The sequence below is a fragment of the Niabella beijingensis genome, assembly GCF_020034665.1.
Classification (GTDB): domain Bacteria; phylum Bacteroidota; class Bacteroidia; order Chitinophagales; family Chitinophagaceae; genus Niabella; species Niabella beijingensis.
Genome location: NZ_JAIQDI010000001.1, coordinates 3,494,813 through 3,518,375, shown reverse-complemented (window position 1 = coordinate 3,518,375; position 23,563 = coordinate 3,494,813). Strand labels below are relative to the sequence as shown.

17 protein-coding genes are annotated in these 23,563 nt (G+C 49.1%); 1 reads left to right on the top strand and 16 read right to left on the bottom strand.

The window, feature by feature from the left end; genetic code table 11:
• Positions 1-36: 36 nt before the first annotated feature.
• The 10 genes from K7B07_RS14775 to K7B07_RS14730 form a co-directional block, all read right to left on the bottom strand.
• On the bottom strand, positions 37-1,617 hold the full coding sequence (locus K7B07_RS14775; protein WP_223710884.1) for a RagB/SusD family nutrient uptake outer membrane protein: 1,581 nt from the start codon (positions 1,615-1,617) through the stop codon (positions 37-39).
• A 67-nt stretch (positions 1,618-1,684) separates the two neighbouring features.
• Positions 1,685-4,966, bottom strand: coding sequence for a TonB-dependent receptor (locus K7B07_RS14770; protein ID WP_223710882.1), 3,282 nt, complete (start codon positions 4,964-4,966; stop codon positions 1,685-1,687).
• Between the two features lie 138 nt (positions 4,967-5,104).
• On the bottom strand, positions 5,105-6,151 hold the full coding sequence (locus K7B07_RS14765) for a FecR family protein (protein WP_223710880.1): 1,047 nt from the start codon (positions 6,149-6,151) through the stop codon (positions 5,105-5,107).
• 76 nt (positions 6,152-6,227) lie between these two features.
• A complete protein-coding gene (locus K7B07_RS14760) occupies positions 6,228-6,824 on the bottom strand; it encodes an RNA polymerase sigma-70 factor (RefSeq protein WP_223710878.1) in 597 nt (198 codons plus the stop codon).
• A gap of 211 nt (positions 6,825-7,035) precedes the next feature.
• Positions 7,036-8,643, bottom strand: coding sequence for a sulfatase family protein (locus tag K7B07_RS14755; RefSeq protein WP_223710876.1), 1,608 nt, complete (start codon positions 8,641-8,643; stop codon positions 7,036-7,038).
• A 15-nt stretch (positions 8,644-8,658) separates the two neighbouring features.
• A complete protein-coding gene (locus K7B07_RS14750) occupies positions 8,659-10,017 on the bottom strand; it encodes a sulfatase-like hydrolase/transferase (protein ID WP_223710874.1) in 1,359 nt (452 codons plus the stop codon).
• 65 nt (positions 10,018-10,082) lie between these two features.
• Positions 10,083-10,292, bottom strand: a complete 210-nt coding sequence (locus tag K7B07_RS14745) for a hypothetical protein (protein ID WP_223710872.1) — start codon at positions 10,290-10,292, stop codon at positions 10,083-10,085.
• A gap of 25 nt (positions 10,293-10,317) precedes the next feature.
• Positions 10,318-10,512, bottom strand: coding sequence for a hypothetical protein (locus tag K7B07_RS14740; RefSeq protein WP_223710870.1), 195 nt, complete (start codon positions 10,510-10,512; stop codon positions 10,318-10,320).
• Between the two features lie 223 nt (positions 10,513-10,735).
• Positions 10,736-12,139 carry a radical SAM protein gene (locus K7B07_RS14735; RefSeq protein ID WP_223710868.1) on the bottom strand — a complete coding sequence of 468 codons (1,404 nt, stop codon included), beginning with the start codon at positions 12,137-12,139 and terminating at the stop codon, positions 10,736-10,738.
• Positions 12,111-12,893, bottom strand: a complete 783-nt coding sequence (locus K7B07_RS14730; protein ID WP_223710866.1) for a prolipoprotein diacylglyceryl transferase family protein — start codon at positions 12,891-12,893, stop codon at positions 12,111-12,113. The genes K7B07_RS14735 and K7B07_RS14730 overlap by 29 nt, the downstream gene beginning before the upstream one ends.
• A gap of 141 nt (positions 12,894-13,034) precedes the next feature.
• Here K7B07_RS14730 and K7B07_RS14725 point away from each other — a divergent pair, with 141 nt between their 5' ends.
• Positions 13,035-14,159 (top strand): peroxiredoxin family protein, encoded by a 1,125-nt coding sequence (locus K7B07_RS14725; RefSeq protein ID WP_223710864.1) that lies wholly within the window; start codon positions 13,035-13,037, stop codon positions 14,157-14,159.
• A gap of 183 nt (positions 14,160-14,342) precedes the next feature.
• Here the strand turns inward: K7B07_RS14725 and K7B07_RS14720 are convergent, their stop codons facing one another.
• The 6 genes from K7B07_RS14720 to K7B07_RS14695 form a co-directional block, all read right to left on the bottom strand.
• A complete protein-coding gene (locus tag K7B07_RS14720) occupies positions 14,343-17,264 on the bottom strand; it encodes an FAD-binding and (Fe-S)-binding domain-containing protein (RefSeq protein WP_223710863.1) in 2,922 nt (973 codons plus the stop codon).
• A gap of 114 nt (positions 17,265-17,378) precedes the next feature.
• Positions 17,379-17,762, bottom strand: coding sequence for a response regulator (locus tag K7B07_RS14715; protein ID WP_223710861.1), 384 nt, complete (start codon positions 17,760-17,762; stop codon positions 17,379-17,381).
• A gap of 504 nt (positions 17,763-18,266) precedes the next feature.
• Positions 18,267-19,142 carry a succinate--CoA ligase subunit alpha gene (sucD, locus tag K7B07_RS14710; protein ID WP_223710859.1) on the bottom strand — a complete coding sequence of 292 codons (876 nt, stop codon included), beginning with the start codon at positions 19,140-19,142 and terminating at the stop codon, positions 18,267-18,269.
• 60 nt (positions 19,143-19,202) lie between these two features.
• Positions 19,203-20,099 (bottom strand): ABC transporter ATP-binding protein, encoded by an 897-nt coding sequence (locus tag K7B07_RS14705; protein ID WP_223710857.1) that lies wholly within the window; start codon positions 20,097-20,099, stop codon positions 19,203-19,205.
• Positions 20,100-20,113: 14 nt separating this feature from the next.
• Entirely contained in the window at positions 20,114-20,851 is a 738-nt protein-coding gene (locus K7B07_RS14700) for an MlaE family ABC transporter permease (RefSeq protein ID WP_223710856.1), read from the bottom strand.
• A 22-nt stretch (positions 20,852-20,873) separates the two neighbouring features.
• Positions 20,874-23,204: an NADP-dependent malic enzyme gene (locus K7B07_RS14695; RefSeq protein ID WP_223710854.1), complete on the bottom strand. Its 2,331-nt coding sequence runs from the start codon at positions 23,202-23,204 to the stop codon at positions 20,874-20,876.
• Positions 23,205-23,563 lie beyond the last annotated feature (359 nt).

Below are 23,563 nucleotides of genomic sequence, written 5' to 3'. Positions count from 1 at the left end.
CTGTTGTAATCGTTTTATCCGGTCATATCCGGGTTGTCAATAGCCCGGGTTCTGCGGAAAATTATCCGCGCCCATATTGATCACTTCCGACTCCGGTATCGGCCAGCGGATAAAGTGAGGGTTTGCCGGCAGGTTCTTTCTTCCCGCAACAGATGCTGATATGCCGGGGTCGCCTGCATAATTTTTTACCTGATCGATCAAAAAGCCCAATCGTTTTAAGAAATACCACCGGTCTCCTTCAAAAGACAACTCCCTGGCCTGTTCATCCATGATATCCTTAATGGTAAGTGTGCCGGCGAAAGCCGGGTTGCCCGCCCGCTCCCATGTTTTATTGTAATAATATTTTGCCAGTGCCTGATCGCCTTTTTGCAATGCGGCTTCTGCTCCCATGATGTAGGTTTCTGCCAGCCGGTATACGATCACATCTTTATAGCTTCTCGGCTCAAAAGCGGCCCGGGTCCATACATCGCCCCATTTCACACAACCGGGATAGATGAACCGGTTGACCTTACCATCCTTTAAAGCTGGAAAATACTCACCGGGTGCCACATTTACCGCGCCATAGGCAATGGTTTTATCAGTGGTATTCCGGTAGCGCTGAATATAATAAGTTGTATAGCGTTTATCTACCTCTTTATCATAAAGCGAGAACAGATAGGGACTGGGAAGGCAGCGGCCATAGGTATACCCGCCATTCTCATAAGAACAGGCATACTCGGCCGTACCTCCTATTTCCGTGCGATAAGATGCGATAAAATAGGCTGCAAAGTAATTGCCCTGAGGCGTGGTATTCGACAGGTTACCACCCGGGTTCTTGCTCCATTGCTGTACCAGCAGGGCCTCGGGATGATTGAGATCGGCTGCGTTAAATACCGTGTTCAGCGGTACCAGGTGATAATAGCCGGATTGGTCGATAGAATCTACCTGGATGAGCGCTTCGGACCAGTCCTTCAGCCATAGAGCCGCCTTGGCTTTGAGATGGCGGGCCGCCGCCTGGTTGAACCGTCCCGGTTGATAGGAGGTCCAGTCAAGATTTTCAATCGCATAGTCCAGATCATCGTACAACAGGTCAAACACTTCTTTTTGTGTGGCAGCATGATAATCCTTGGCGGTATTGATGTTCTCCGGAGTGGTGGGCCCGGTGTTCAGCCAGATCCGGTCGAAGGTGCGGTACAATAAAAAATACGACTGTGCCCGGAAACATTTTGCCTCGGCAATGGTTTGCCGTAAGGCGCGTGTATCCTCCATTGCAGTCCCTGCAGCTATGATCTCATTGGCTTTACCGATAATATTATACATGGTGCTCCACATAAATTGCACCTGTGTGGAGGAGGGTTTCAGAAAATTCGGGTCATAGATCCCGAAATAGTTGCCGGTGCCGCCGTTGGTAACCGCCAGGTCTGTGGCCCGTTCCAGCGCAAACACAGTGGCATTTTCGGCGTCATCTGCATAGTAGCGCTGTAACGTATAGAGCGCCGCAGCCGCCAGCTTTAATCCTTCCGGTGTACTGTAAATATATTCCGATGAATACTGTGTGGTATTTTTTTCCTCCAGCATCCTGGAACAGGACAGAAAGAAGAGTGTAAAAACGCATATGGCTGATAAAGCTCTTTTCATCTGCTTGTTTTTATAATTTAAATAATCTGCCGTCACCTGCAGCAGCGGCGGTACTCTTGTTCCCTTTTTAAAAAGTGACGTTCAATCCGAATAATATGGTTTTGGGTTCGGGGTAATCGCCTGTATCCTGCTCCGGTCCGTAAGCCTGAACCTTTGTGCGTGTCCAGTAATTGGTCAGCGATAGGTATACCCGCAGGTTCTGAACCGCCAGGTTGCGGAGCAGCTTTTTGTCTGCCAGGTTGTACGCCAGTACCACATTACGCAGCCGCATATACGATGCGTCTTCATAGGCCAGTGAATTGAGATATGCCGGGGCCTGCACCATATTGGGTGCGGGGGCTTCGTTGGACGGGTTGTTCTGTGTCCAGTAATTACGTCTCAAACCATTTCTTTTGCCGGTGAGATCACCCCCGGTTGAAAAAGTAGCAAGATAGGCATTGTACAATACGCCCCCTTCTGAGATATAGAGATCAGCCGACAGTGTAAAATTCTTGTAGGAGAAAGAAGTACCAAGGCTTCCCAGCCATTTGGGGTCCCGGAGCAGGATCACCCGGTCATCAGCTGTGATCGTGCTGTCGCCGTTCGTATTCTTCACCCGGATGCTTCCCGGCTTAGCCGCAGGCATGTAGGAATGGGCGATATCATCCCCATTCTGCCATATGCCGTCAAAAGCATAATCATAATATACATTCATGGGATAGCCGATAAACCACTTATTGTTGACATCATCATTGGGTTTCCCGTTCGCATCAACAGTACCGTCTATTTGTTTGATCTTGTTTCTGTTCTTTGTAAACGTGATATTCAGATCCCAGGAAAAGTCTTTTGTTTTCACCGCCTGTGCATTCAGCGCTATTTCAAGTCCGCTGTTCTGGACACGCCCGAGGTTCACCAGCTGACTTACATAACCGGAGGTGCGCGGCAGCGACCGGCTTACCAGGAGATCGGTTGTTTCTGTATGATACCAATCAATGGTTCCGGACAGACGTTCTTTCAGCAGGGAAAAATCAAGCCCGATATTTGCCGATGTCGAAGTTTCCCATTTCAGATCCGGGTTCCTCAAGCTGGAGCCGGGGAGATAACCCGTTACCGGGATGTTGCCAAACTCACTCAGGTATTTATCCGTAAGTCCCAGCGTAGTGTAGGGATTCACCCCCTGGTTGCCCACCTGTCCGTAACTCAGGCGGAGCTTGAGGTCCGAAAGCCAGTCCTTATCGATCAAAAAGCGTTCGTTCTTCGCGCGCCAGGCAAATGCAGCAGAAGGAAAGTATCCGTATTTATTATTTTTACCGAATACCGAGGAGCCGTCGATGCGCATTGCCAGCGTAAGCAGGTACCGGCTCATAAAATTGTACCGTACCCTTCCCATGTAAGAAAGCAATGTTCTGTCCGACATCGTCCACGAAGGCAGTCCGTACTGATTGGCCTGACCGATCCCGTTGTAGAACAGGTCATCATTTGGAAAACCGGTACCGCTAACGCCCATCTGTTTACTCCTGATCTGGTTGATACTCTGCATCAGGGTACCTTCCAGCTGATGCTTCGGATGAAGTGAAGCCGTAAGATTAAGGATATTTTCAACCAGGTAGTCCTTTGCTGTGGTCGTACTTACATAAGCGCTGCCCTGCGTATTTTTTCCGGTGGAGTGCCGGGTCCCTTTATAAATATTGTCGTCATCGGTCCGGTTATTCATACTCAAATTGGCGCGGTAAGAGATCCATTTTGCAATCTTCCAATCGGCAAACAGGTTGATCAGCAATCGTTCCGCATTATTGGTATTTTTCGAATTGCGGATATCCCAAAGCGGGTTATAATGCGATTCGCCGGCTTCGGTGACGTCTTCCCGGAGGGATCCGTCGTCATTATAGATTTTTGCCAGTGGCGGCATGGTGATGAAACTATTGAACGAGCCGTCTGCAATAGTACGCCAGGATTTGGTGAACAGGATATTAGATCCGATGGTAAAGTTTTTGGCGATCTTCTGATCGATATTCAACCGTCCGGTCATTCGTTTAAAATCAGAGCTGGGCACCATCCCGTCCTGGTAGAAATAGCCCAGTCCCAGCGCGTATTTTGTTTTGTCGTTGCCTGATTGTATCAGTACATCGTGTTTATGCTGCAATGCCGGGTCGATCATCACATCCTCCCAATTCACCTCGTTGCCTGAATACAATGCATCCAGCATCAGTTCGCTGAACGCTTCACTTTCGTCGTAATATCCGTTGGCATTATAAAACGCTTCCTTGCGGTAGGCCGCCCATTCCTTTCCGTTATAAAACTCAAAATTGCGGTCGAGACGTTGTGAGGCCAGATAACCATTATAATTTACGCGCAGTTTTCCGTTGATGCCGCGCTTGGTGGTTACCAGTATCACACCGTTTGCGGCACGTGCCCCGTAGATCGATTGTGCTGAAGCATCTTTCAGGATCTGTACCGATTCGATATCATTGGCGTTGATGTCATCGATACTGGTCATCGGCACTCCGTCTACTACAAAGAGCGGTGTGTTTCCTGCCGACAAGGAGCGTCTTCCCCGGATAAGGATCGTAGAACTTCCGCCCGGTGCAGCGCTCCCCATCGTTACCTGTACTCCCGGTGCCTTACCCCTCAGCATTTCCGCAATGCTAGTAGAAGGGGTCTTATTCATCTCCTCGCTGCTGACGCTCGACACCGCACCCGTTATATCTTTTTTCCGTTGTGTGCCATATCCCACAACGATCACTTCGTTCATTTTGGTGTCTGTGGCTTGCATTGTAACAGCAATCCTTCCCGAGGCGCTTACCTGTACTTCCTGCGTTTCATAGCCAACATTCGAAACGGTCAATACCGCGCTTTCATCTTTTACGGACAATGAAAACGTACCATCCTCTTTTGTGGCCGTACCATTATTGGTGCCTTTTTCGATAATACTTACCCCGCCGAGTGGTTTTCCGTTGCTGTCGGTCACTTTTCCCGTAACCGATAAAGCGGCTCTTGCTCCCTTTTCGCCAACGATCACCACAAGACGTTCATTCATTTTTTTATACGAGAAAGCCGTATTCCGAAGCAATTGCTGCATTACATTGTCGATGGTGGCATTGGTAACGGACAGATCCACATGATGCCGGTTCAGCGCCACGCTGTCGCCGTAAAAGAACTTATAGTCATATCCCGATTCGATCACCTTCAGCACATAGGAGATCGTCTTGTTTTTCAGATTGAGATTGATGCGCTCCTGCGATTCACTTTTTAGCGCCAGTGCCTGAAGAGAAGTTATAAAAATTATTGAAATAGCAAGTTTCATCAAAAGAAGATATTTGACAATCAATCTCCCGCGCAGGAACACGGCGGGGTAATCAAATTTTTTCATAAATTTGGTATTCAATTTTAATGATAGTGATATTGCCTTCCGGCAATGAGCTGTCTTCTTCAGCGGGAAATGCTTCCATCATTTTCCGCTGTTTTTTTATAGCAACCGCCTCACATGGCTATCCGTTTTCGTTAACTATTATTTATATATTGTTATATGATCTCCGTTCATTTTATGTTTTACCCCTAGCGTTAAGCCCAGGGATTCCAGCACCTCGTAAATGGTTTCGTTCTCGATCCTGCCTGTAAACCGCCTGCCGAGCAGCCCGGGGTCTTTCACGTCGATTGTAACCCCATAGCGCCCTTCCAGAATGGGAACAATGTCCCCCAGCCGGTCCTGACTGAACACCAGCTGATCCTTCATCCATTTTGTTTCAACTGTACTCGAATCGGCAGTATTTATTTTTACAGATGTAAGCACTACATCGGGAAGATTTTCTTCCAGGCCCTCCGGTGTTTTGCCGGATGGTTTGTTCTTTACCACAATCTTTTCGCTGGGCTTCAGCAAGATCTTCTGATTCTGTTTATTCTTGAGAAACACTTCCACCGCTCCCCGCAACAATGTTGTTTGCGTATTGACTTCGCCTTCATAAGCCCGCACATTAAACGCAGTGCCCAGTACCCGGACATCAATATTTTTTGTGTGCACGATGAACGGCTGCGAAGGATCTTTTACCACATCAAAATAGGCTTCTCCTGTTAATAGTACTTCCCGGCTGCCTTTCCCGTAATTCTTATCATACGTGAGTTCGGAAGCCGAATTGATCCAGACCTTGGTCCCATCAGGCAATACAACGCTCGATTTGGATCCCTTCTTGGTGGTTACGATATTCGGAGACCGGTTTTGTCCTGTTCTTGTAGCCCGGTAAATACCCGTACCCAACACCACAAGCACCACAGCCGCCGCGGCATAGCGCAGCCAGTACACCGGGCGCCTCTTTAATCCCGGCGATGCTTCAGGCGCTCCGATCTTGGTCCGGATATTCCGCGTCCACTGATCCAGTTCCTGACCGGTTACATGGTCCTCAAAACTTATGGAGGTTTCAAATAACTCCCTCATCAGCTGATCCATGGCAGCATGTCCCGGATCAGCAGCCAGCAGCTCATTTAACTCTTTCAGCTCTTCGAGTGTGATCTGCCGGCCGTTTTTTTTTGCGAGTAATTCTATCAACCGGTCGCTCATCATAATAAAGGCCCTCAATTATAAAGACAGGAAACCTGTCCGTTTATACGTACAAGAAATTATTTTTTTTGAAAATTTTTTATTCCGCCTTTTTCCCACGCCGGGAAGCCACTTCCGGGAACAGTTCAGCCAGGGTTTCTGCAATCCGGCTGACGGCCCGGGTCATTTGCGTGCCGACGGTGCGGGGCGACAGGTTCAATAACTGGGCTACCTCATTGTATTTCAGCCCTTCTTCTTTTACCAGCCTGAATATCAGCCGGCATTGAGCCGGCAGGGTATTGATGACGGCAGCAATGGCAGCCAGGTTTTCGGCAGAGATCAGTCTGGTTTCGGGGGTTTTTAATGAAAAAAAGTAGTCATCACCCAGGTTATCCAGTACTTCTTTTCGTTGTATCATAGTGAAATCCCTGCTCTGCAAATAATTAATACCGGCATATTTGACGGCAATGTACAGATAGTTGGACAGGTTCTTAATCGCAGGCAGCATGTTACGGGTTTTCCAGAGCTTTACGAATACATCTTCCACAATTTCTTCCGACACCCATTTGTCTTTTACGATCGTATTGGCAAATGAAAGCAATCCCGGGAAATAAAAACGAAGTAATTCGTCAAATGCCCGTTCATCGCTGTCATTGGCAATGCAATCGACCAGGTATTGAAGCCTGTTGGAGTTCATAAAAAATACTGAAGGCAGCTGCTTTCTGAAGGGCAATATACAGATTCATTTGTTTCCGGACCAAAACCCGCGGAAAAATACCCTTCCGCATCTGCGGTGCAACGGGGTACGAACCGTTATTTTTTTCAGTGCTAACGTATAAAACCGGCAAGCGTTGATGCACGGTTATAACCACCCGACAACAATAATGAAATAACGGTCCCGGTACGGATCAGCTGCTTTTTTTTAATGCCTGTTTGAGGAACGACTGATCCTGCTGATCGGAATCCCCGTATTGTTTTCTGAGCTGTTCCAGCTTTTTGTGCAGTGTTTTCCGTACAGAAATATAGGCCGGATCATTGTACACATTTTTCATTTCGTGGGGATCCTTTTGAAGATCATACAGCTCCCATTCATCCACATCATAATAAAAATGGATCAGCTTATAGCGGTCGGTGCGAACACCATAATGCCGCTTCACCATGTGAATGGAAGGGTACTCATAATAGGTGTAGTATACCGCATCCCTCCACGAAGTATCGGTGCCGTTTAACAACTTTCTGAACGACCGGCCCTGCATGTCTTCCGGTACCGGCACACCGGCATAATCCAGCAGGGTCGGCGCAAAATCCAGGTTCTGAACCAATGCGCCGGAACGCTTCCCGCCGGCTATCTCTGCAGGATACCGTATGAGCAGCGGGGTACGGAGCGATTCTTCATACATAAAACGTTTGTCAAACCAGCCATGCTCTCCCAGATAAAAGCCCTGGTCCGATGTGTAGATCACGATCGTGTTCTCTTCGAGCCCGTTCGTTTTTAAAAAATCCAGCAGCCTTCCCACACCGTCATCCACGGCGGCCACTGTTCCCAGGTAGTCCTGCATATACCGCTGATACCGCCAGCGCATCAGTTCTGTTCTTGACATTGCGGGATAACGTTTTTTAAAATCCGCCATGATCGGGTTGTATACGGTATCCCAGGCCCTGCGCTCTTCCGGTGTCATGCGCCCCAGGTTGTTATTATAAGCGGCTTTATCCCAGGTAAGGGTTTGCTTTAGCCCCAGCTCATCCATCATTGCCGGAGGAACCTTGCTGTCGCCCGCCCAGTTCATGTCTTTCAGTATATTCATTTCGGCGGTGCGGGCGGCGGTGCCGCGGCCCTTATAATCGTCAAATAATGTGGCCGGTTCTTTTACATTCAGTTTTGTATACGCAGCGATATGGCGCAGTGCAGGTAACCATTCGCGATGAGGTGCTTTTTGATGAAAAAGTACGCAAAACGGTTTGCTCGTGTCACGCTTTGCCATCCAGTCCAATGTCATATCTGTTGTAAGATCGGTCACATATCCGGGCACCTGTTGTTTTTTGCCATTGATAATAAAATTGGGGTTATAGTACTCTCCCTGATCGATCAATACTGCAGAATAGTCAAATCCCTGTGGAAGCCCATCCATATGAATCTTGCCGATCAGGGCGGTCTGGTAGCCATGCTGCTGCAATTGTTTGGCGAAATTGTCCTGGTTCCAGTTAAAGCGGGCTTCATTATCGACCTTACCATTAATAAAGCTGTGCTTGCCGGTAAGCAGCACTGCGCGGCTTGGAGCGCAGAGTGAATTGGTAACCGTGGCCCGGGTGAACAACACCCCTTCTTCTGCCAGCCGGTCGATATTAGGTGTATGATTAAGACCATAGCCATAAGCGCTGACGGCCTGGTAACCGTGATCATCACTCATGATGTACACGATATTGGGCCGTTTTTTTATCCCCGCATCTGCCTGGGCGGTTGCCATCAACGGTAATAACATTGTCAGCATCCCTCCGGTTATTAGCAGCCACTTCATTGCTTTATTTTTTATTTATTGCTGATCCACTTCCACCACCCACTGGTCATAAAGTGCTTTTAATTCGTTCACGATCCCGGGTTGTTGTTTTGAAAGATTGCTCTTTTCAGCCGGGTCTGCTTTGATATTGGCGAGAAAAAAACCATCCTGGTCCAGCTCTTCTTTCCGGGCCTGCACAGGGTTGTGCAGCAGCTTCCAGTCGCCCCGGCGCACCGCCCATTGCGGTTTCTCTTTGGTGCCCCCCTGTTTCCAAAAAAAAGTTTTATGCCGTGTAGGCGTCCTGTCATCCCTGATAATGTGCACCAGGCTTTTCCCATCCAGCTTTCTGCCGGGCAAAGAAAGATTGCAATAAGCTGCCAAGGTAGGGAGCCAGTCGATATTGGCTGCAAACTGATCTCTTACCTGGTTGGACGCGATGTGCTTTGACCAGCTAATGATGGCCGGAACCCGGGTACCGCCTTCAAACAGGCTGAATTTGGAGCCGCGGAGGATACCTGCAGATCCGCCGCCGCCAAACGTACGCTCTTCCTCTGAAAACCCCTGGTCCGGCTGAAAGATCACGATCGTGTTGTCCGTCAGACCCAACGCCTTCAGGCGGTTCAGCAACATTCCGATCTTTTCATCCATCGTTGATACAAAGGCCGCATATTGAGCGCGGGGCGAAGCCAGCCCCTTTTCCCGGTAATAATCCAGCCACTTTTTTTCACCCTGTAACGGGTAATGCGGCACGTTGATGGCAAAATAAATAAAGAAGGGGTCATTCCGGTTCTTTTCCATAAATGCACCGGCCTCGCGGACCATCAGATCCGGGAAATAAGCCCCATCCTCATGGATCTCCGTTCCATTGCGCCAGAGGTCGTGCCGGTTAGGACCGTTCCAGTAAAAAAAATGAGAATAATTATCGATGCAGCCTCCCATAAAACCAAAGGAATAATCAAAGCCCTGTGCGTTGGGCATCGTTTCAGGGGTGTAGCCTACATGCCATTTACCAATATGAGCCGTTTTATACCCCGCATCCCGGAATAATTCGCCCATGGTATACTGATTACCCGGCATGCCCTCCACTCCCTTTAAGGAGGAAGCCATCTCCGGCAGTCCTGCCCGCTGCGGATACCGGCCCGTAAGCAATGAAGCCCGGGAAGGGGAACAGATGGGGGATGCAGCATAAAACTGTGTAAACCGCACACCACTGGCTCCCAGGCTGTCCAGCACCGGGGTATATAAGTCGTTGGAGCCGAAAGAATGCAGATCAGCCCAACCCTGATCATCGGAGTAGATCAGGATCACATTGGGACGCTGCTCCGTGGATTGCGCCCAAACACGGATGGTGAGCAGCACGCAACCGACGAACGGCCAGAAACGTTTTAATTTCATGCAGGGATATCTGTTATAATTTTGTTCTAAATTAGGATTTATTTGAATTCAGGAGCAACAGTAACCTAATGAAACCCACCGGCAGAAGCCCCCATGGAACAAATAGAAAAACCGATGAGTATGGAGACCACTACAATGAGAAGACCGATAAGGGCCGTCCGGCGTCCCTTTGCGGCTGTTTCGCTGCTTCCGAAAAGCTGGATGATCCCCACCAGCAGTACAATACCTCCCACAATAGGACCAGCGATCAGTAAGAACAAACCCAATTCCGCCATACGGTTGTTTTATTTTTTTAAGGATCTATCGGAATCCCCCTGTGCAGATGGAGAAACCCACCAGTGCCGAAACTACGAGGAAGATGAATCCGATGAGTACCAGTTTCCGCCCTTCGATCGCTTTTTCACTTTGCCCGAACAGCCTTATGATACCCCCCAGGATAAGGATCAGCCCGATAACCGGCCCGCCGATTAAGATCATTATACCCATCTCTTCCATTGTTTTTTATTATTTATAGCCTGGCCTAAAAAATACCGAAGCAAAGCGAAAAGCCAATTAAAAAGATCACTGCAATGATAATGCCATCCGTAAGCAGTAACCGTGATCCGGATTTCCGCATTTTATCTTTCCGGGAAAACAACATTACAAAGCCGGCGATCATCAGGGTCGGACAGGTAATGGGAATCCCAAATAAAAGAAAACCAAAAAATCCATCCATTTATCAAACTGTCGTCTCCATCTTTTCCTGCAATTCTTTTACATACGCTTCCTTCTCATCCCGGTAAAATAAATTCATGGTCTCAAAGGGGATCAGCCGCCCGTCTTTATGTACAATATGCACACAGCTTTTTTTTATGGCGCGCACATCAAAATCATAGGCGTCGATAAATCGCATAATGATGATGCGGAACAGGTTGTTGTAAGTAAGCCCCGGTGCCTGTATCTGCGGAAGACAACAAAGCAGCTGGTTCATATTCTCCTCCACACGGTCTACTGAAATACCGGTGCTGAAGATATCGATCATCTTTTCTTTCAGCGCGTCGTCCTGCTCGTACACAATCGTATTCTTCGAATTGTCCAGCAGCAACGCCGGATCAATATAACGCGTCAGCGGGAATACCTGGTTATTCAGCTTCAGGGCATAGCCCATTACCAGCGCATCGGGGTTGCAGGGTACCGGGATCAGGTCATGGGCGTTGAACACAGTGGTCTGGTGGAGGATCTTCTGCCGCACATCCGTCATGGTGATCCGGTTCACGGCCGGATCAAAATTTTCCGTACGGCCCGCGATCTGAACCGGCTGAAAGGTAACACCCCTTACACAGGGCTGCTGAAGAGCATAGTCGATAATTGCCCCGATCTCATCATCGTTCACCCCCTGTTGCAATGTCACCACCAGCGTGGTGGAAAGATTCAGCTCATTCAGGTGCTGCAGGGCTTTCATCCTTGTTTCCAGCAGGTCTTTTCCGCGCAGCCGGATCAATGCTTCCGGTTTAAAGGAATCAAATTGCAGATAGATCTCAAAGTCGGGCATATAAGATGCCATTTGTTTTGCAAATTCTTTATCCTTTGCGATGCGGATGCCGTTTGTATTTACCATCAGGTGCTTGATGGGCTTGGTTTTGGCAATGTCCAGTATTTTAAAGAAATCGGGATGAAGTGTCGGTTCTCCCCCGCTGATCTGCACCACATCCGGTTCACCTTCATTGGCCACGATGATGTCCAGCATGCGCTCCACCTCTTCCACCGTGCGGTGCCGGCCATAATGCGGGCTGCTCATCGCATAGCAGGTAGGACAGGTAAGGTTGCAGCGGTCCGTAATTTCCACTACCGTCAGGCAACTATGCTGTTCATGATCCGTGCAAAGGCCGCAGTCGTACGGACAACCGTAATGTGTTTTTGTATTGAACTGTAGCGGTGTTTCGGAGGGTTTGTTGTAGTTGCGGATATTTTTGTAGTATTCCACGTCCGTGGCGATCAGCACTTTTTCAAACCCGTGCTCCGCACAGTTTTTGAGCATGTATACCTTATTGTTCTCGAAAACAATTTTGGCATCGACCCTTTTCAGACAGGTGCTGCAGAGGCTGATGGTGAAATCATAGTAAGTGTATGGACGGACCGGCATGACGGATCAGTAATTTTTTAGGTTGAATGATATATCTAAAATAATACAATAATCCCAGTAAGCAAGCGATCTGGATGGACGACAATCCCACCGGCCAGGTGTAATGCGGTTTTATAAAATCCAGCAAAAACCGGAACAGCAGGTACCCGATCATAAAGATCTTGAACCGCGCGCCGCTGTCCAGCTGTACTGCCCGTCCGGTGCGTCTCAGGAACAGTGCCAGCAGCAGCAGGAAAACGATCTCATACAGGGCAACCGGATGCCGCAACAGACCATCGCCCAGATCCATTCCTGTGAAAAGCCGGGTAGGTAATCCGTAGGTTTCCTCCTGCACGCCCATGCTGAAGCAGCCGATACGACCGATGATCAGTCCCAGGAGGATCGGGTAAGTGTACAGATCACCACTGCGTTGCTTTTCACCAATGATCTTTTTCGTTATTTCCACACCGGTCAGTCCGCCCAGAAAACCACCGACAACGGTCTTATTCATATAGAAGTATTGAAGCGGTGAAGCACTGGCAGCCAGCGCCGCCGGGTCTTCCAGTCCGCCCAGCAGGCGTGAGCCCAGCAACGCACCGATAGTGGCACCCAGTAAAATATACAACCGGTTCATTCCTGATATGGTATCCCCCTGCTTTTTTTTAAGATAGACGTAGACCCGGAAAGCAATAAAAAAACTGGCTAATTCCGTTACCATATGTAACAGGATCCTGTGTGTTCCAAAATGCAGGTATACCGGAAATTCCAGACTCATAATCGTTATGGAAAGATAGGTGATTTTGCGCAACGGCAGGCGGTGCAGATCATTTACAAAAAACCGGTTGCCGCCTGTGTCATCCCGCTTCCTCCATGAACCGGCTGAGAATGTTTAAAAACCGGTAACTTTAATGACCGTATGAAGCATCTTTTTTTATCCGCTTTGCTTTGTTGCTCCTGCATATGTTATGGCCAGCAACAGACGGCTCTTATAAAAGGCCGGCTGCTGAATGTAAAGGAATTCATACCTTATATTTATTACAGCTATGAAACAGAGAACGGACCGGTATCGGACAGCGTGCCTGTGACCCATGACCGTTATACCATTCCGATCAAAGAAGAACTGCCGTTGCTGATCCATCTGCGCAGCAGGCCGCTTGACGATCGTTCCCGGCCACGAAGACTGATCACCGCTTCCGTTTATATCCAGCCGGGGATCAATGAAATCTTTTCAAAAGATTCTTTTCCCAATACCTCCATTCCTCATAATACGGCCAATAAAGAATATATTAAGTTAGAAACAGCGTCAAAGATCTACTCCCAAAAAGAAGATTCATTGGGAATGCAGTTAAGGGCCGCCCGGTCGACCAATGACACGGCAACCATGTTTGCCGTACAGGCCCGGCTCACCAAAGTTCAACGTGCTGCCAATGGTATTTACGAAACCTATGCCCGGCAACATCCGCAATCGCCCATTGCCTTATATGCATTGACCCGCTGCTGCGGAGCAATTATTGATGCAGAAAAAGCAGGGCCGCTTTTTGACAGCCTGCCTGTCGCTGTTAAACACTCGACCGCAGGCCGGAATTTTGAAAAAAGATTATTGGTGGCAAAAAAAGTTTCCGGAGGTGCTGCTGCGCCCGGATTTTCTCAGGCAGACACATCGGGGAAACAGGTGGCACTGGCTGATTTTAAAGGCAACTACCTGCTGCTGGAGTTCTGGGCCAGCTGGTGCATCCCCTGCCGGTTGTCTAACCCCTCACTGGTAGCGCTTTTTAACCGGTTCCGCGAAAAGGGTTTTACCATACTCAGTGTATCGCTCGACAAACAGGAAGGTAAACAAAAATGGATCGATGCCATCCGGAAGGATGGGCTGAACTGGACCCATATATCGAGCCTGGATGGATTTGACAATCCTGTTGCGAAGCTGTACGATGTACACGAGATCCCCCAGAATTTTCTGATCGGTCCGGATGGGAAGATCATTGCCCGCAATCTTGACGTGGACGGCCTTGAAAACCGGCTTGCTCCGTTATTAAAATAGCCTGTTAGTTGCCGGGTCGGTGCCCGCACGAACCATTACCCGGCCATGAGCGGTTTTTCCCGGAGATAAACACAGTCGCAACAGCAGCTCTCCTTACGGATCACTTTTCTACAGAAGGACCTGATGCCGCTCGCCGCAAATCAATACGGTATGTCAGCCCTTCGTATAAAAGACGGACGTATTTTACTTCAGCGCGGCCCACAATACTTCCACGGGATGCAGGCTCTGCCGCTTTGCACCATCCTTTATCTGGTGGCGGCAGCTGGTACCGGATGCGGCAATAAGGGTATCAGCGGCTGCCGACCGTACTGCCGGCAATAGTACCAGCTCCCCTACTTTCATCGATACGTCGTAATGTTCCTTTTCATACCCAAAGGAGCCGGCCATACCGCAACAACCCGAAGGGATCAGCTCCACATAATAGTTAACAGGGATACTGAGTGCTTTTTGCACGGAAGGCACAATTCCGAAAGATTTCTGATAACAGTGGCCGTGCAGTTTTACCGTTTGTTTCGCTTCCGTGAACCGGCCGGATGTGATATGTCCTTTTTCATATTCACCGGCCAGAAATTCTTCGATCAGAAAGCTCTGCGCAGCCAGTTGCCGTGCGTTGGTTTTAAGTGCCGCGGGCACCAGGTCCGGCGCTTCATCCCTGAAAGTAAGCAGGGCACTGGGTTCGATACCGATCAATGGCTGATCTGCCGTGACCACTTTTGAAAGTGCTGCTACATTTTCTGTAATGATCTTTTGTGCCTGCCGCACCAGTCCTTTGGAAAGCCAGGTGCGCCCGCTTTCCTTATGTACGGGAATTGTCACTCCGTAACCCAGGGCATTGAGTAGTTTGATGGTGGTTTTGCCGATCTCCACATCGTTGTAATTGGTGAACTCATCACAGAACAAATGTACTTTCCTATTGTATTGCTGTGCCGTTGTTTTTTTATATTTTTCAAACCAGCTGCGCAATGTTGTTTTACCTACCGCAGGTAACGAGCGGTCGGGTGCAAAGCCTGCTATTTTTTTGATCAGGCCCGAGGTAAATTTATTACCGGCCATCGCATTATAAATTCCAGGCACCATAATACCCAGCCGCTGCGATCTTGTAAAACCTGCTATGAGCTTTGAGCGGAACGGAATCCCGTTGGCATCATAATAATGTTGTAAGAATTCAGCTTTAAGTTTGGCGATATCCACACTGGAAGGGCATTCCGACTTACAGGCCTTACAGCTCAGGCAAAGGTCCATCACTTCCTTTATCTCAGGATGATCAAAAGGATTCTCCGCTGAAGTATTGGTAAGGAACTGCCGCAAAATATTTGCCCGTGCACGCGTGGTGTCTTTTTCCTGCAAAGTTGCCATATAAGAAGGGCACATGGTACCCCCTGTGATATGCGATTTCCGGCAATCACCCGAGCCGGAGCATTTTTCGGTAAGCCGCAGGATATTTTCCTGGGCGGTAAAGTCAAACACCGTAGCTATATTACGCGGCGTTTTTTGCGGGTCATAGCGCAGCTGTTCATTCATTTGGGGGGTATTCACGATCTTGCCTGCGTTAAAAACACCCGCCGGATCAAAAAACTGTTTCACCTGCTGCAACAGCCCATATACTGCATCACCCATAGCGCTGGCAATAAATTCGCCTCTTAACCGGCCATCGCCGTGCTCTCCACTTAATGAACCATTGTATTTTTTAACCAATCCTACCGTATCGCGCAGCACATCACGGAACACCTGTCTTCCTTCTTCTGTTTTCAGGTTGATCATCGGCTCCACATGCAATTCACCCGCACCCGCATGGGCATAATAAGAAGCGGTAAGACCATATCCGTCCAGCAGTTGTTGCAGGTCTTCGATATAGGCCGGCAGGTCTTCGGGAGAAACGGCACAGTCTTCGATCAGGTTCACCGGCTGCCGGTCCCCGGGCATGTTGCGGATCAGCCCCAGACCGGCCTTCCGGATATCCCATACCAGTTTTGTCTGCGGGCCTTTTATCACCGGCCAGGCATAGCCCAGTCCGTCCCGTTTCAGATCTTCGATCAAAGCAGCGGTCCGTTCGTCCAGCTTTTCATCCGTATCCTCCATAAATTCCACCATCAGCAGCGCCTCGGGAGCACCTTCAATAAAAAAACGGTTCTGCTGATATACGGGATGTCCCTTTGTAAAATCCATGATGTACCGGTCTACCAGCTCCGAAGCCATGGGATGGTGCCGCAGCACCACATTATTAGCATGAAGCGCATCTGCAAGTGATGCACAATGAATGCAGACCAGCGCATCTTTCGCCGGCGGCAGCGGCAGCAGGTTCAGTTTGACTTCCGTTACAAAGGCCAGTGTGCCTTCGGATCCCGCAAGGAGCCGGCAGCAATTAAAACCACCCGTTCCGGCTTCCATCTCCTCCAGCAGCGCATCCAGCGCATATCCGGTGTTGCGCCGTTTCAGCGAGCGTTTGGGATAATTTTTGCGGATGACGGTCTGGTTGACCGGATCGTTTAACAGCGTCAAAAGTTCTTTGTAGATCTTTCCTTCCAGGGTAGCCGCCCGGGCCTTTGCCTCCATATCTGCTGCCGTCCTGTATTTCAGCACTACTTCTTCCCCGTTGCTCAGCAACACGGTAGCTTCCAGCAAATGCTGCCGGGTATCGCCCCATACAATGGAATGCAGACCGCAGGAATTATTGCCGATCATTCCGCCGATCATGGCCCTGCTGGCGGTGGAGGTTTCCGGGGCAAACAATAATCCATAGGGTTTTAGTGCCGCATTCAGGTCGTCCCGGATAATACCCGGTTCCAGCCGCACCCATTTTTCCTCCTTATTCACTTCCAGGATCTGTTTAAAGTGCCGGGATATATCCACCACGATGCCGTTCCCTACTACCTGCCCTGCCAGCGATGTGCCCGCAGCACGGGGGATCAGTGAAATGTTATTCTGATTGGCAAAGCGTATGAGCGTTTTCAGATCGTTCCTGTCTTTGGGATGTGCCACTGCCAGCGGCTGCTCCTGGTAAACGGAAGCGTCGGTGGCATACACCATTTTCTGTGCCCGGTGCAGGCTGCTGTCGTCATAAAACAGTTCCCCGGAAAATTCCGTTTCCAAATGCTTAAAGTCCATGATCCTGTGTTCTATCCGCTAAAGATAACTGATCCCCCGTAAAACAACGGCCGGTTCATATAATAATAGGAGTTTCCGGTGAAAGCGGATCAGCCGGTTACGCACACGCAAAAATCACTCAAGCAATCCGGCAATGGTTTCTATGCGGATGGGCTTTACAATATAGCCTTTTATCAGCGGATAGCTTTTCACCCGTTCCTGATCTTCATCCGAAAAAGAAGAGGACACCATATAAACCGTTACCGGATCACGCAACGCAGGATCCAGCTGCTCAAAGGCTTCGATGAACTGCCAGCCGTTCATCACCGGCATTTCGATATCCAGCAGAATGAGGTCCGGGGTTCCCGTATCAGGATCTTTTAACGCATCCAGCCCTTTCTGGCCGTTCTCAAAAAAACGGAGGTGGTATTCTTGGGATTGCTTGGCAAACAATTTATCCATCAGCAGCCGGTGAATCGGATCATCATCAATTATAAAAATCTTTTTGCCTTCCTTCATATACAGTTGAAGTTATTTGAACGGTTTACATCATTTTACACTGTGGTGTTCAAATAAAATAGCAATCATACGGTCGTTGTCTCAGGAATGCAAAACAATTCATTATCCAACAGCATTCATGATCAATTATCCGGTAACAGGGGCATTCAAATTTATGATATTTTTCTTGATATCCTTTCCGAAATCTGATAAATAAAAATGGCTGCATCCAAAATCGTTGCAACAGGGAGCCGTATCAAAAGTCTCCATCCTGTTACCATGCTGAATCCTGACCGGGATTGTTCCTGCATCTAAAGTTCAGTCAGCCAATTAACAGATACTGATCTTCCACGGCGGGCAAAACAATGCGCTATTCACAGTATCTTAATACAATCACATCTAAAAACACTCTTTATCAACAGATTCGGAAATACCATTACGCCACATTCCCTCAGGAACCGGTATTTGATGCGGTACAGCAAAAAGCCCCGGTTAACGGGGCTCTGTAAAATAAATGCGTTCAGATTATTTTTTGATGAGTTCGGCCATTGTTTTACCGATATCGGCCGGGCTGCTTACTACTGCAATACCACACTCGCTCATGATCTTCATTTTTGCTGCCGCCGTATCATCAGCGCCACCCACGATCGCTCCTGCATGGCCCATACGGCGTCCGGGAGGGGCGGTTTGTCCGGCAATAAATCCCACTACCGGTTTTTTATTTCCGTTTTCTTTGATCCAGCGGGCCGCTTCGGCTTCCATACCTCCGCCGATCTCACCGATCATTACGATGGCATCGGTATCATCATCCTGCATAAACAGTTCGATGGCTTCACGGGTAGTAGTGCCAATGATCGGATCTCCGCCGATGCCGATGGCGGTACTGATGCCCAGACCGGCTTTAGCTACCTGGTCGGCCGCTTCGTAAGTAAGCGTACCGGATTTGGAAACGATCCCTATACGCCCTTTTTTAAACACGAAGCCAGGCATGATACCTACTTTGCACTCATCTGCAGTGATCACACCCGGGCAGTTCGGTCCGATCAGTCTTGTTTTTGAACTTTGGAGGAAATTCTTTACGGTCACCATATCCTGTACCGGGATCCCTTCAGTGATACATACCACCAGTTCGATACCGGCATCCGCCGCTTCCATAATTGCATCCGCCGCAAAAGCCGGCGGCACAAAGATAATGCTCACATTAGCGCCGGTTTGCTTTACGCAATCCGCTACTGTATTAAACACCGGACGTTCCAGGTGTGTTGTTCCGCCTTTACCCGGCGTAACACCCCCCACTACGTTCGTTCCGTATTCGATCATTTGTGTGGCGTGGAAGGTACCTTCCGTGCCTGTAAAACCCTGAACCAATATCTTTGAACTCTTATTAACCAAAACTGCCATATCGTATAGATTATATATTTAAAAAAGCAAGTGCAAAATTAAGGGTTTGCGTTGTACGCGCTAGTTTTCTTTTGACGGAGGTGTTTTTTTTGTTCCGTCTCCGATAACGCCGTCCTTATCCAGGTCGATGTTCAGATTTTCCTCGATCTTATTCTTTACATCGTCGGACACTCCCTGGGGCAGTTCCCCCGTTTCCTGGATGGTGCGCATCTTTTTTGCATCCTGTAAGAATTCGGATGCAAAAATGAATTCATTGAGTTTTTTATTATCGCTGAGGATGATCTCTTTACTGTTGCCTTCCCATTCCTTCTCCCCCTGGTGCATATAAACAATATGGTCACCGATCTCCATCACACTGTTCATATCATGTGTGTTCACGATAGTTGTGATATTGTATTCCTGCGTGATCTCATGGATCAGTTTGTCGATCACCATCGAGGTCTGGGGGTCCAGTCCGGAATTGGGCTCATCACAAAAAAGATATTTGGGGTTCAGCACGATGGCCCTGGCCAGCGCTACCCTTTTCTGCATGCCCCCGCTGATCTCCGACGGAAATTTCCGGTAGGCATCCTCTTTCAGCTGTACCCGTTCCAGTACCTGTTTTACCCGTTCCTTCTTTTTGGAGTATTTGTCATTGGTGAACATATCCAGCGGGAACATTACATTTTGTTCCACCGTCTGACTGTCGAACAACGCACCGCCCTGGAACAGCATCCCGATCTTTTCACGCACGGTCTTTTGTTCAATATCACTCATGTTCACAAAATCATCTTCATCATACAGCACATTCCCGGAGGTCGGTTTTATCAGCCCTACCATGCATTTCATCAGCACCGTTTTACCGCTGCCGCTGCTGCCGATGATCAGGTTACATTTGCCGTCATCAAAAACCACATCCACCCCTTTCAGGACCGCCTTGTCGTCAAAACTTTTCTTCAGGTCTTTTATTTCAATCATGTTATTGAGCGTTTTTACAGAAGCAGTGCAGATAAGATGTAATCAGCCAGCAGCAGCAATACACAGGAAACCACCACCGCACGGGTACTGCTGTGCCCGATCTCCAGCGCACCACCCTTTACATTATAGCCGTAGAATGCCGGCACTGCGGTGATAATAAATGCGAACACCACCGATTTGATCAGGGCGAAATAAACGTTATATGCCTTAAAGGCCATCACCAGCCCCGTATCAAAAATAGTAGGATCAATAATACCCGCAGCGGTACCGGCAAGCCGTCCGCCCCAGATGCCCAGGATCATCGCCAGCATAATCAGCAGCGGGATGGTCACCAGACCGGCCAGTATCTTTGGCAATACCAGGTATCCTTTTGTATTGATGCCCATAATTTCCAACGCATCGATCTGCTCACTCACCCGCATATTTCCCAGTTCACTCGCGATCTTACTGCCTACCACACCGCAGAGCACGATACAACTCAGCGTGGGCGCAAATTCCAGGATCACGGTATCCCGCACGATCTGGGCAATGGTGGTTTTGGGAATGATGGGTGATACCAGCTGATAGGCGGTCTGCAAGGTAGATACCGCCCCGATAAAAACAGAAATAATGCAGATAATACCCAGGGAACCGATGCCGATATCGTTACACTGAAGCATGAACTGCTTCCAGTACATCTTGGTATTCTCCGGTTTGCGGAACATGCCACCGGCCATTTTAATAAATTCCCCGAGCTCTTTTAATATTCTCAATGGATCGTTTTTAAAAAATGGATCAATCAGTTTTTCTTTTCAACAGTCTTCTTCCGCGTTTTTCGCTTTCAGCCGTAGTTTTTGTCTTCAGCTGTGCGTCGATCACCGCGATCATTGCCATATTCACGATACTGCTTACCGTACTGCCCAGCTGCAGCAGGTGCACCGGCTTTTTGAGCCCCATTACGATCGGACCTACCGCATCCGAGGAACCGATCTCCAGCAGGATGTTATAGGCAATATTTCCGGACGCTAAGTTAGGGAAGATCAGCGTGTTTACCTGCTGTCCTACCAAATCACTGAACGGATATATTTCCTGGAGCAATCCGTTGTTCAGTGCTACATTGGCCTGCATTTCCCCGTCGATGATCAGGTCCGGCATTTTTTCTTTAACGATCTCCCGGGTACGGGACATCAGCTGTGCCTCCGGCGATTTGCTGCTGCCGAAGTTGGAATAACTCAGCAGTGCGATGCGCGGCGTGAGGTTAAACGCCCGTACTTCTTTTGCGGTCAGCAACACGATCTCCGCCAGCTCTTCTGCCGTAGGGTTAAAGTTGACCGTGGTATCTGCAAGGAACAACGGGCCTTTTTTTGTCATTACCAGGTACATACCGGCCACCCGGTTCACGCCGGATTCGGTACCGATGATCTGCAGTGCCGGGCGGATGGCCTCATCGTATTTTTTGGTAAGACCCGCCAGCATGCAGTCTGCATCTCCCTGTTCCACCATCATACATCCGAAGTGATTCCGTTCCTTCATGAGTTTATAGGCCTCATCCTTTGTATACCCTTTACGCGCCCTCATTTTAAAGAAAAGCTCTCCGTACTCCTTTCGCTTCCCGATCATTTCCTCGCTGCGTGGATCAAAGATCTCCATCCCTGAGATGTCGATGCTGTTCTCGGCCGCAATCGCTTCAATTTCTTTCTTATCGCCGATCAGCTGGGGGAACCCGATCCCCTCATCCAGCACGATCTGAGCGGCTTTCAGGATCTTTACATTTTCGCCCTCAGCAAATACGATCCGTTTGGGCGCAGAGCGGGCCTTGGCACCCATGGCGCGCAGTACCTGATTGTCAACACCCAGCCGTTTATCCAGTTCGCGGCTGTAGGCCTCCCAGTCTTCAATATGGTGGTGTGCCACCCCGGATTCCATTGCCGCCCGTGCCACGGCCGGCGCCACGGTGGTGAGCAGCCGCGGATCCAGTGGTTTGGGAATGATATAATCCGGTCCGAAGGCCATTTTTTCCTGGTTATAGGCAAGGTTCACGATATCCGGTACCGGCATTTTTGTCAGTGATGCCAGGGCTTTTACCGCCGCCAGCTTCATCTCGGTATTGATCACCCTTGCCCTTACATCCAGCGCCCCCCTGAATATATAAGGGAAGCCCAGCACATTATTTACCTGGTTCGGATAATCGCTGCGGCCGGTGGCCATGATCACATCCTTGCGGGCACCGGTGGCGTCCTCCCAGGAGATCTCCGGGGTAGGGTTGGCCATTGCGAATACGATCGGGTTTTTCGCCATGCTTTTGACCATCTCTGCCGTAACGGTGTTACCGGCGCTCAGACCGATGAACACATCCGTTCCCTTCATGGCCTCCGCCAGTGAAATTTCACGCGTGGCATTGGCAAAGGGCAGTTTCATCTCCTCCAGGTCGGTCCGGTTCCTGCCCAGCACGCCATTCTTATCAAACATCAGGAAATTGGATGGCCGGGCACCCAACTCCTGGTACAACAGCACGCAGGCCATGGCAGCGGCACCCGCACCATTTATTACAAATTTTACTTTATCGATCTTCTTTTTCTGGATCTCCAGGGCATTGATCAGCGCCGCCGCGCTGATAATAGCGGTGCCGTGCTGATCATCATGCATCACGGGAATGTTCATCTGCTTCCGCAGTTCATTCTCGATATAAAAACATTCCGGTGCCTTGATGTCTTCCAGGTTGATACCACCAAACGTGGGCTCCAGGGCCTTTACGATCTCAACAAATTTCTGCGGGTCTTTTTCATTGATCTCTATATCAAATACATCAATATCCGCAAATATTTTAAACAATACTCCTTTACCTTCCATTACCGGCTTGCTGGCTTCGGGGCCGATATCTCCCAGCCCCAGCACTGCCGTACCATTGCTGATCACGGCCACCAGGTTTCCTTTTGCCGTGTATTTAAAAACGTTCTCTGTATTCTTTGCGATCTCCAGGCAGGGTTCTGCCACACCGGGCGAATAGGCCAGTGCAAGATCTCTTTGGGTTTTGGCTTTTTTAGTAGGGACCACCTCTATTTTTCCCGGCCTTCCTTTTGCGTGGTAGGCCAGTGCCTGCTCTTTTCGTAGATCATTCTTTGTCATATGATTTATTTCGTAATATCAGCCGGTCTTAGACGCCCGAAAAGTAAATCAATCTGCCAAATGTGCAAAATATTGTTTGGCCGTAACCGGCGTACAGCGGCCGTTTCAGCGGCCGCTTCCATGTTGTTTTACAAATAGTTAACCTCGTTCCGTATGAAAACAAACAGGATCCGGCACAAAGCCGCCGGTTGTCATGCAATCCTGATGAATCACATATGTGCGCCAGGTTAATATTTGCCATTAGAACGCTGCAGCGCAGCGCTGCTATTACAGGTATTGACAACAACAGCGTAAGGCGGTACAGGGCCGTACAGAAGGTGATCGCCGCGCTGCGGCTTTAAGGGTCGTCAGGTACCCCG

What these genes read in the sequence shown, in the direction of transcription:
- K7B07_RS14775 (WP_223710884.1), bottom strand. Translation starts at nt 1,617, where the DNA reads ATGAAAAGAGCTTTATCAGCCATATGCGTTTTTACACTCTTCTTTCTG.
- K7B07_RS14740 (WP_223710870.1), bottom strand. Translation starts at nt 10,512, where the DNA reads ATGGAAGAGATGGGTATAATGATCTTAATCGGCGGGCCGGTTATCGGG.
- K7B07_RS14765 (WP_223710880.1), bottom strand. Translation starts at nt 6,151, where the DNA reads ATGATGAGCGACCGGTTGATAGAATTACTCGCAAAAAAAAACGGCCGG.
- K7B07_RS14745 (WP_223710872.1), bottom strand. Translation starts at nt 10,292, where the DNA reads ATGGCGGAATTGGGTTTGTTCTTACTGATCGCTGGTCCTATTGTGGGA.
- K7B07_RS14760 (WP_223710878.1), bottom strand. Translation starts at nt 6,824, where the DNA reads ATGAACTCCAACAGGCTTCAATACCTGGTCGATTGCATTGCCAATGAC.
- K7B07_RS14695 (WP_223710854.1), bottom strand. Translation starts at nt 23,204, where the DNA reads ATGACAAAGAATGATCTACGAAAAGAGCAGGCACTGGCCTACCACGCA.
- K7B07_RS14730 (WP_223710866.1), bottom strand. Translation starts at nt 12,893, where the DNA reads ATGAGTCTGGAATTTCCGGTATACCTGCATTTTGGAACACACAGGATC.
- sucD (WP_223710859.1), bottom strand. Translation starts at nt 19,142, where the DNA reads ATGGCAGTTTTGGTTAATAAGAGTTCAAAGATATTGGTTCAGGGTTTT.
- K7B07_RS14750 (WP_223710874.1), bottom strand. Translation starts at nt 10,017, where the DNA reads ATGAAATTAAAACGTTTCTGGCCGTTCGTCGGTTGCGTGCTGCTCACC.
- K7B07_RS14720 (WP_223710863.1), bottom strand. Translation starts at nt 17,264, where the DNA reads ATGGACTTTAAGCATTTGGAAACGGAATTTTCCGGGGAACTGTTTTAT.
- K7B07_RS14725 (WP_223710864.1), top strand. Translation starts at nt 13,035, where the DNA reads ATGAAGCATCTTTTTTTATCCGCTTTGCTTTGTTGCTCCTGCATATGT.
- K7B07_RS14705 (WP_223710857.1), bottom strand. Translation starts at nt 20,099, where the DNA reads ATGATTGAAATAAAAGACCTGAAGAAAAGTTTTGACGACAAGGCGGTC.
- K7B07_RS14735 (WP_223710868.1), bottom strand. Translation starts at nt 12,139, where the DNA reads ATGCCGGTCCGTCCATACACTTACTATGATTTCACCATCAGCCTCTGC.
- K7B07_RS14770 (WP_223710882.1), bottom strand. Translation starts at nt 4,966, where the DNA reads ATGAAAAAATTTGATTACCCCGCCGTGTTCCTGCGCGGGAGATTGATT.
- K7B07_RS14755 (WP_223710876.1), bottom strand. Translation starts at nt 8,643, where the DNA reads ATGAAGTGGCTGCTAATAACCGGAGGGATGCTGACAATGTTATTACCG.
- K7B07_RS14715 (WP_223710861.1), bottom strand. Translation starts at nt 17,762, where the DNA reads ATGAAGGAAGGCAAAAAGATTTTTATAATTGATGATGATCCGATTCAC.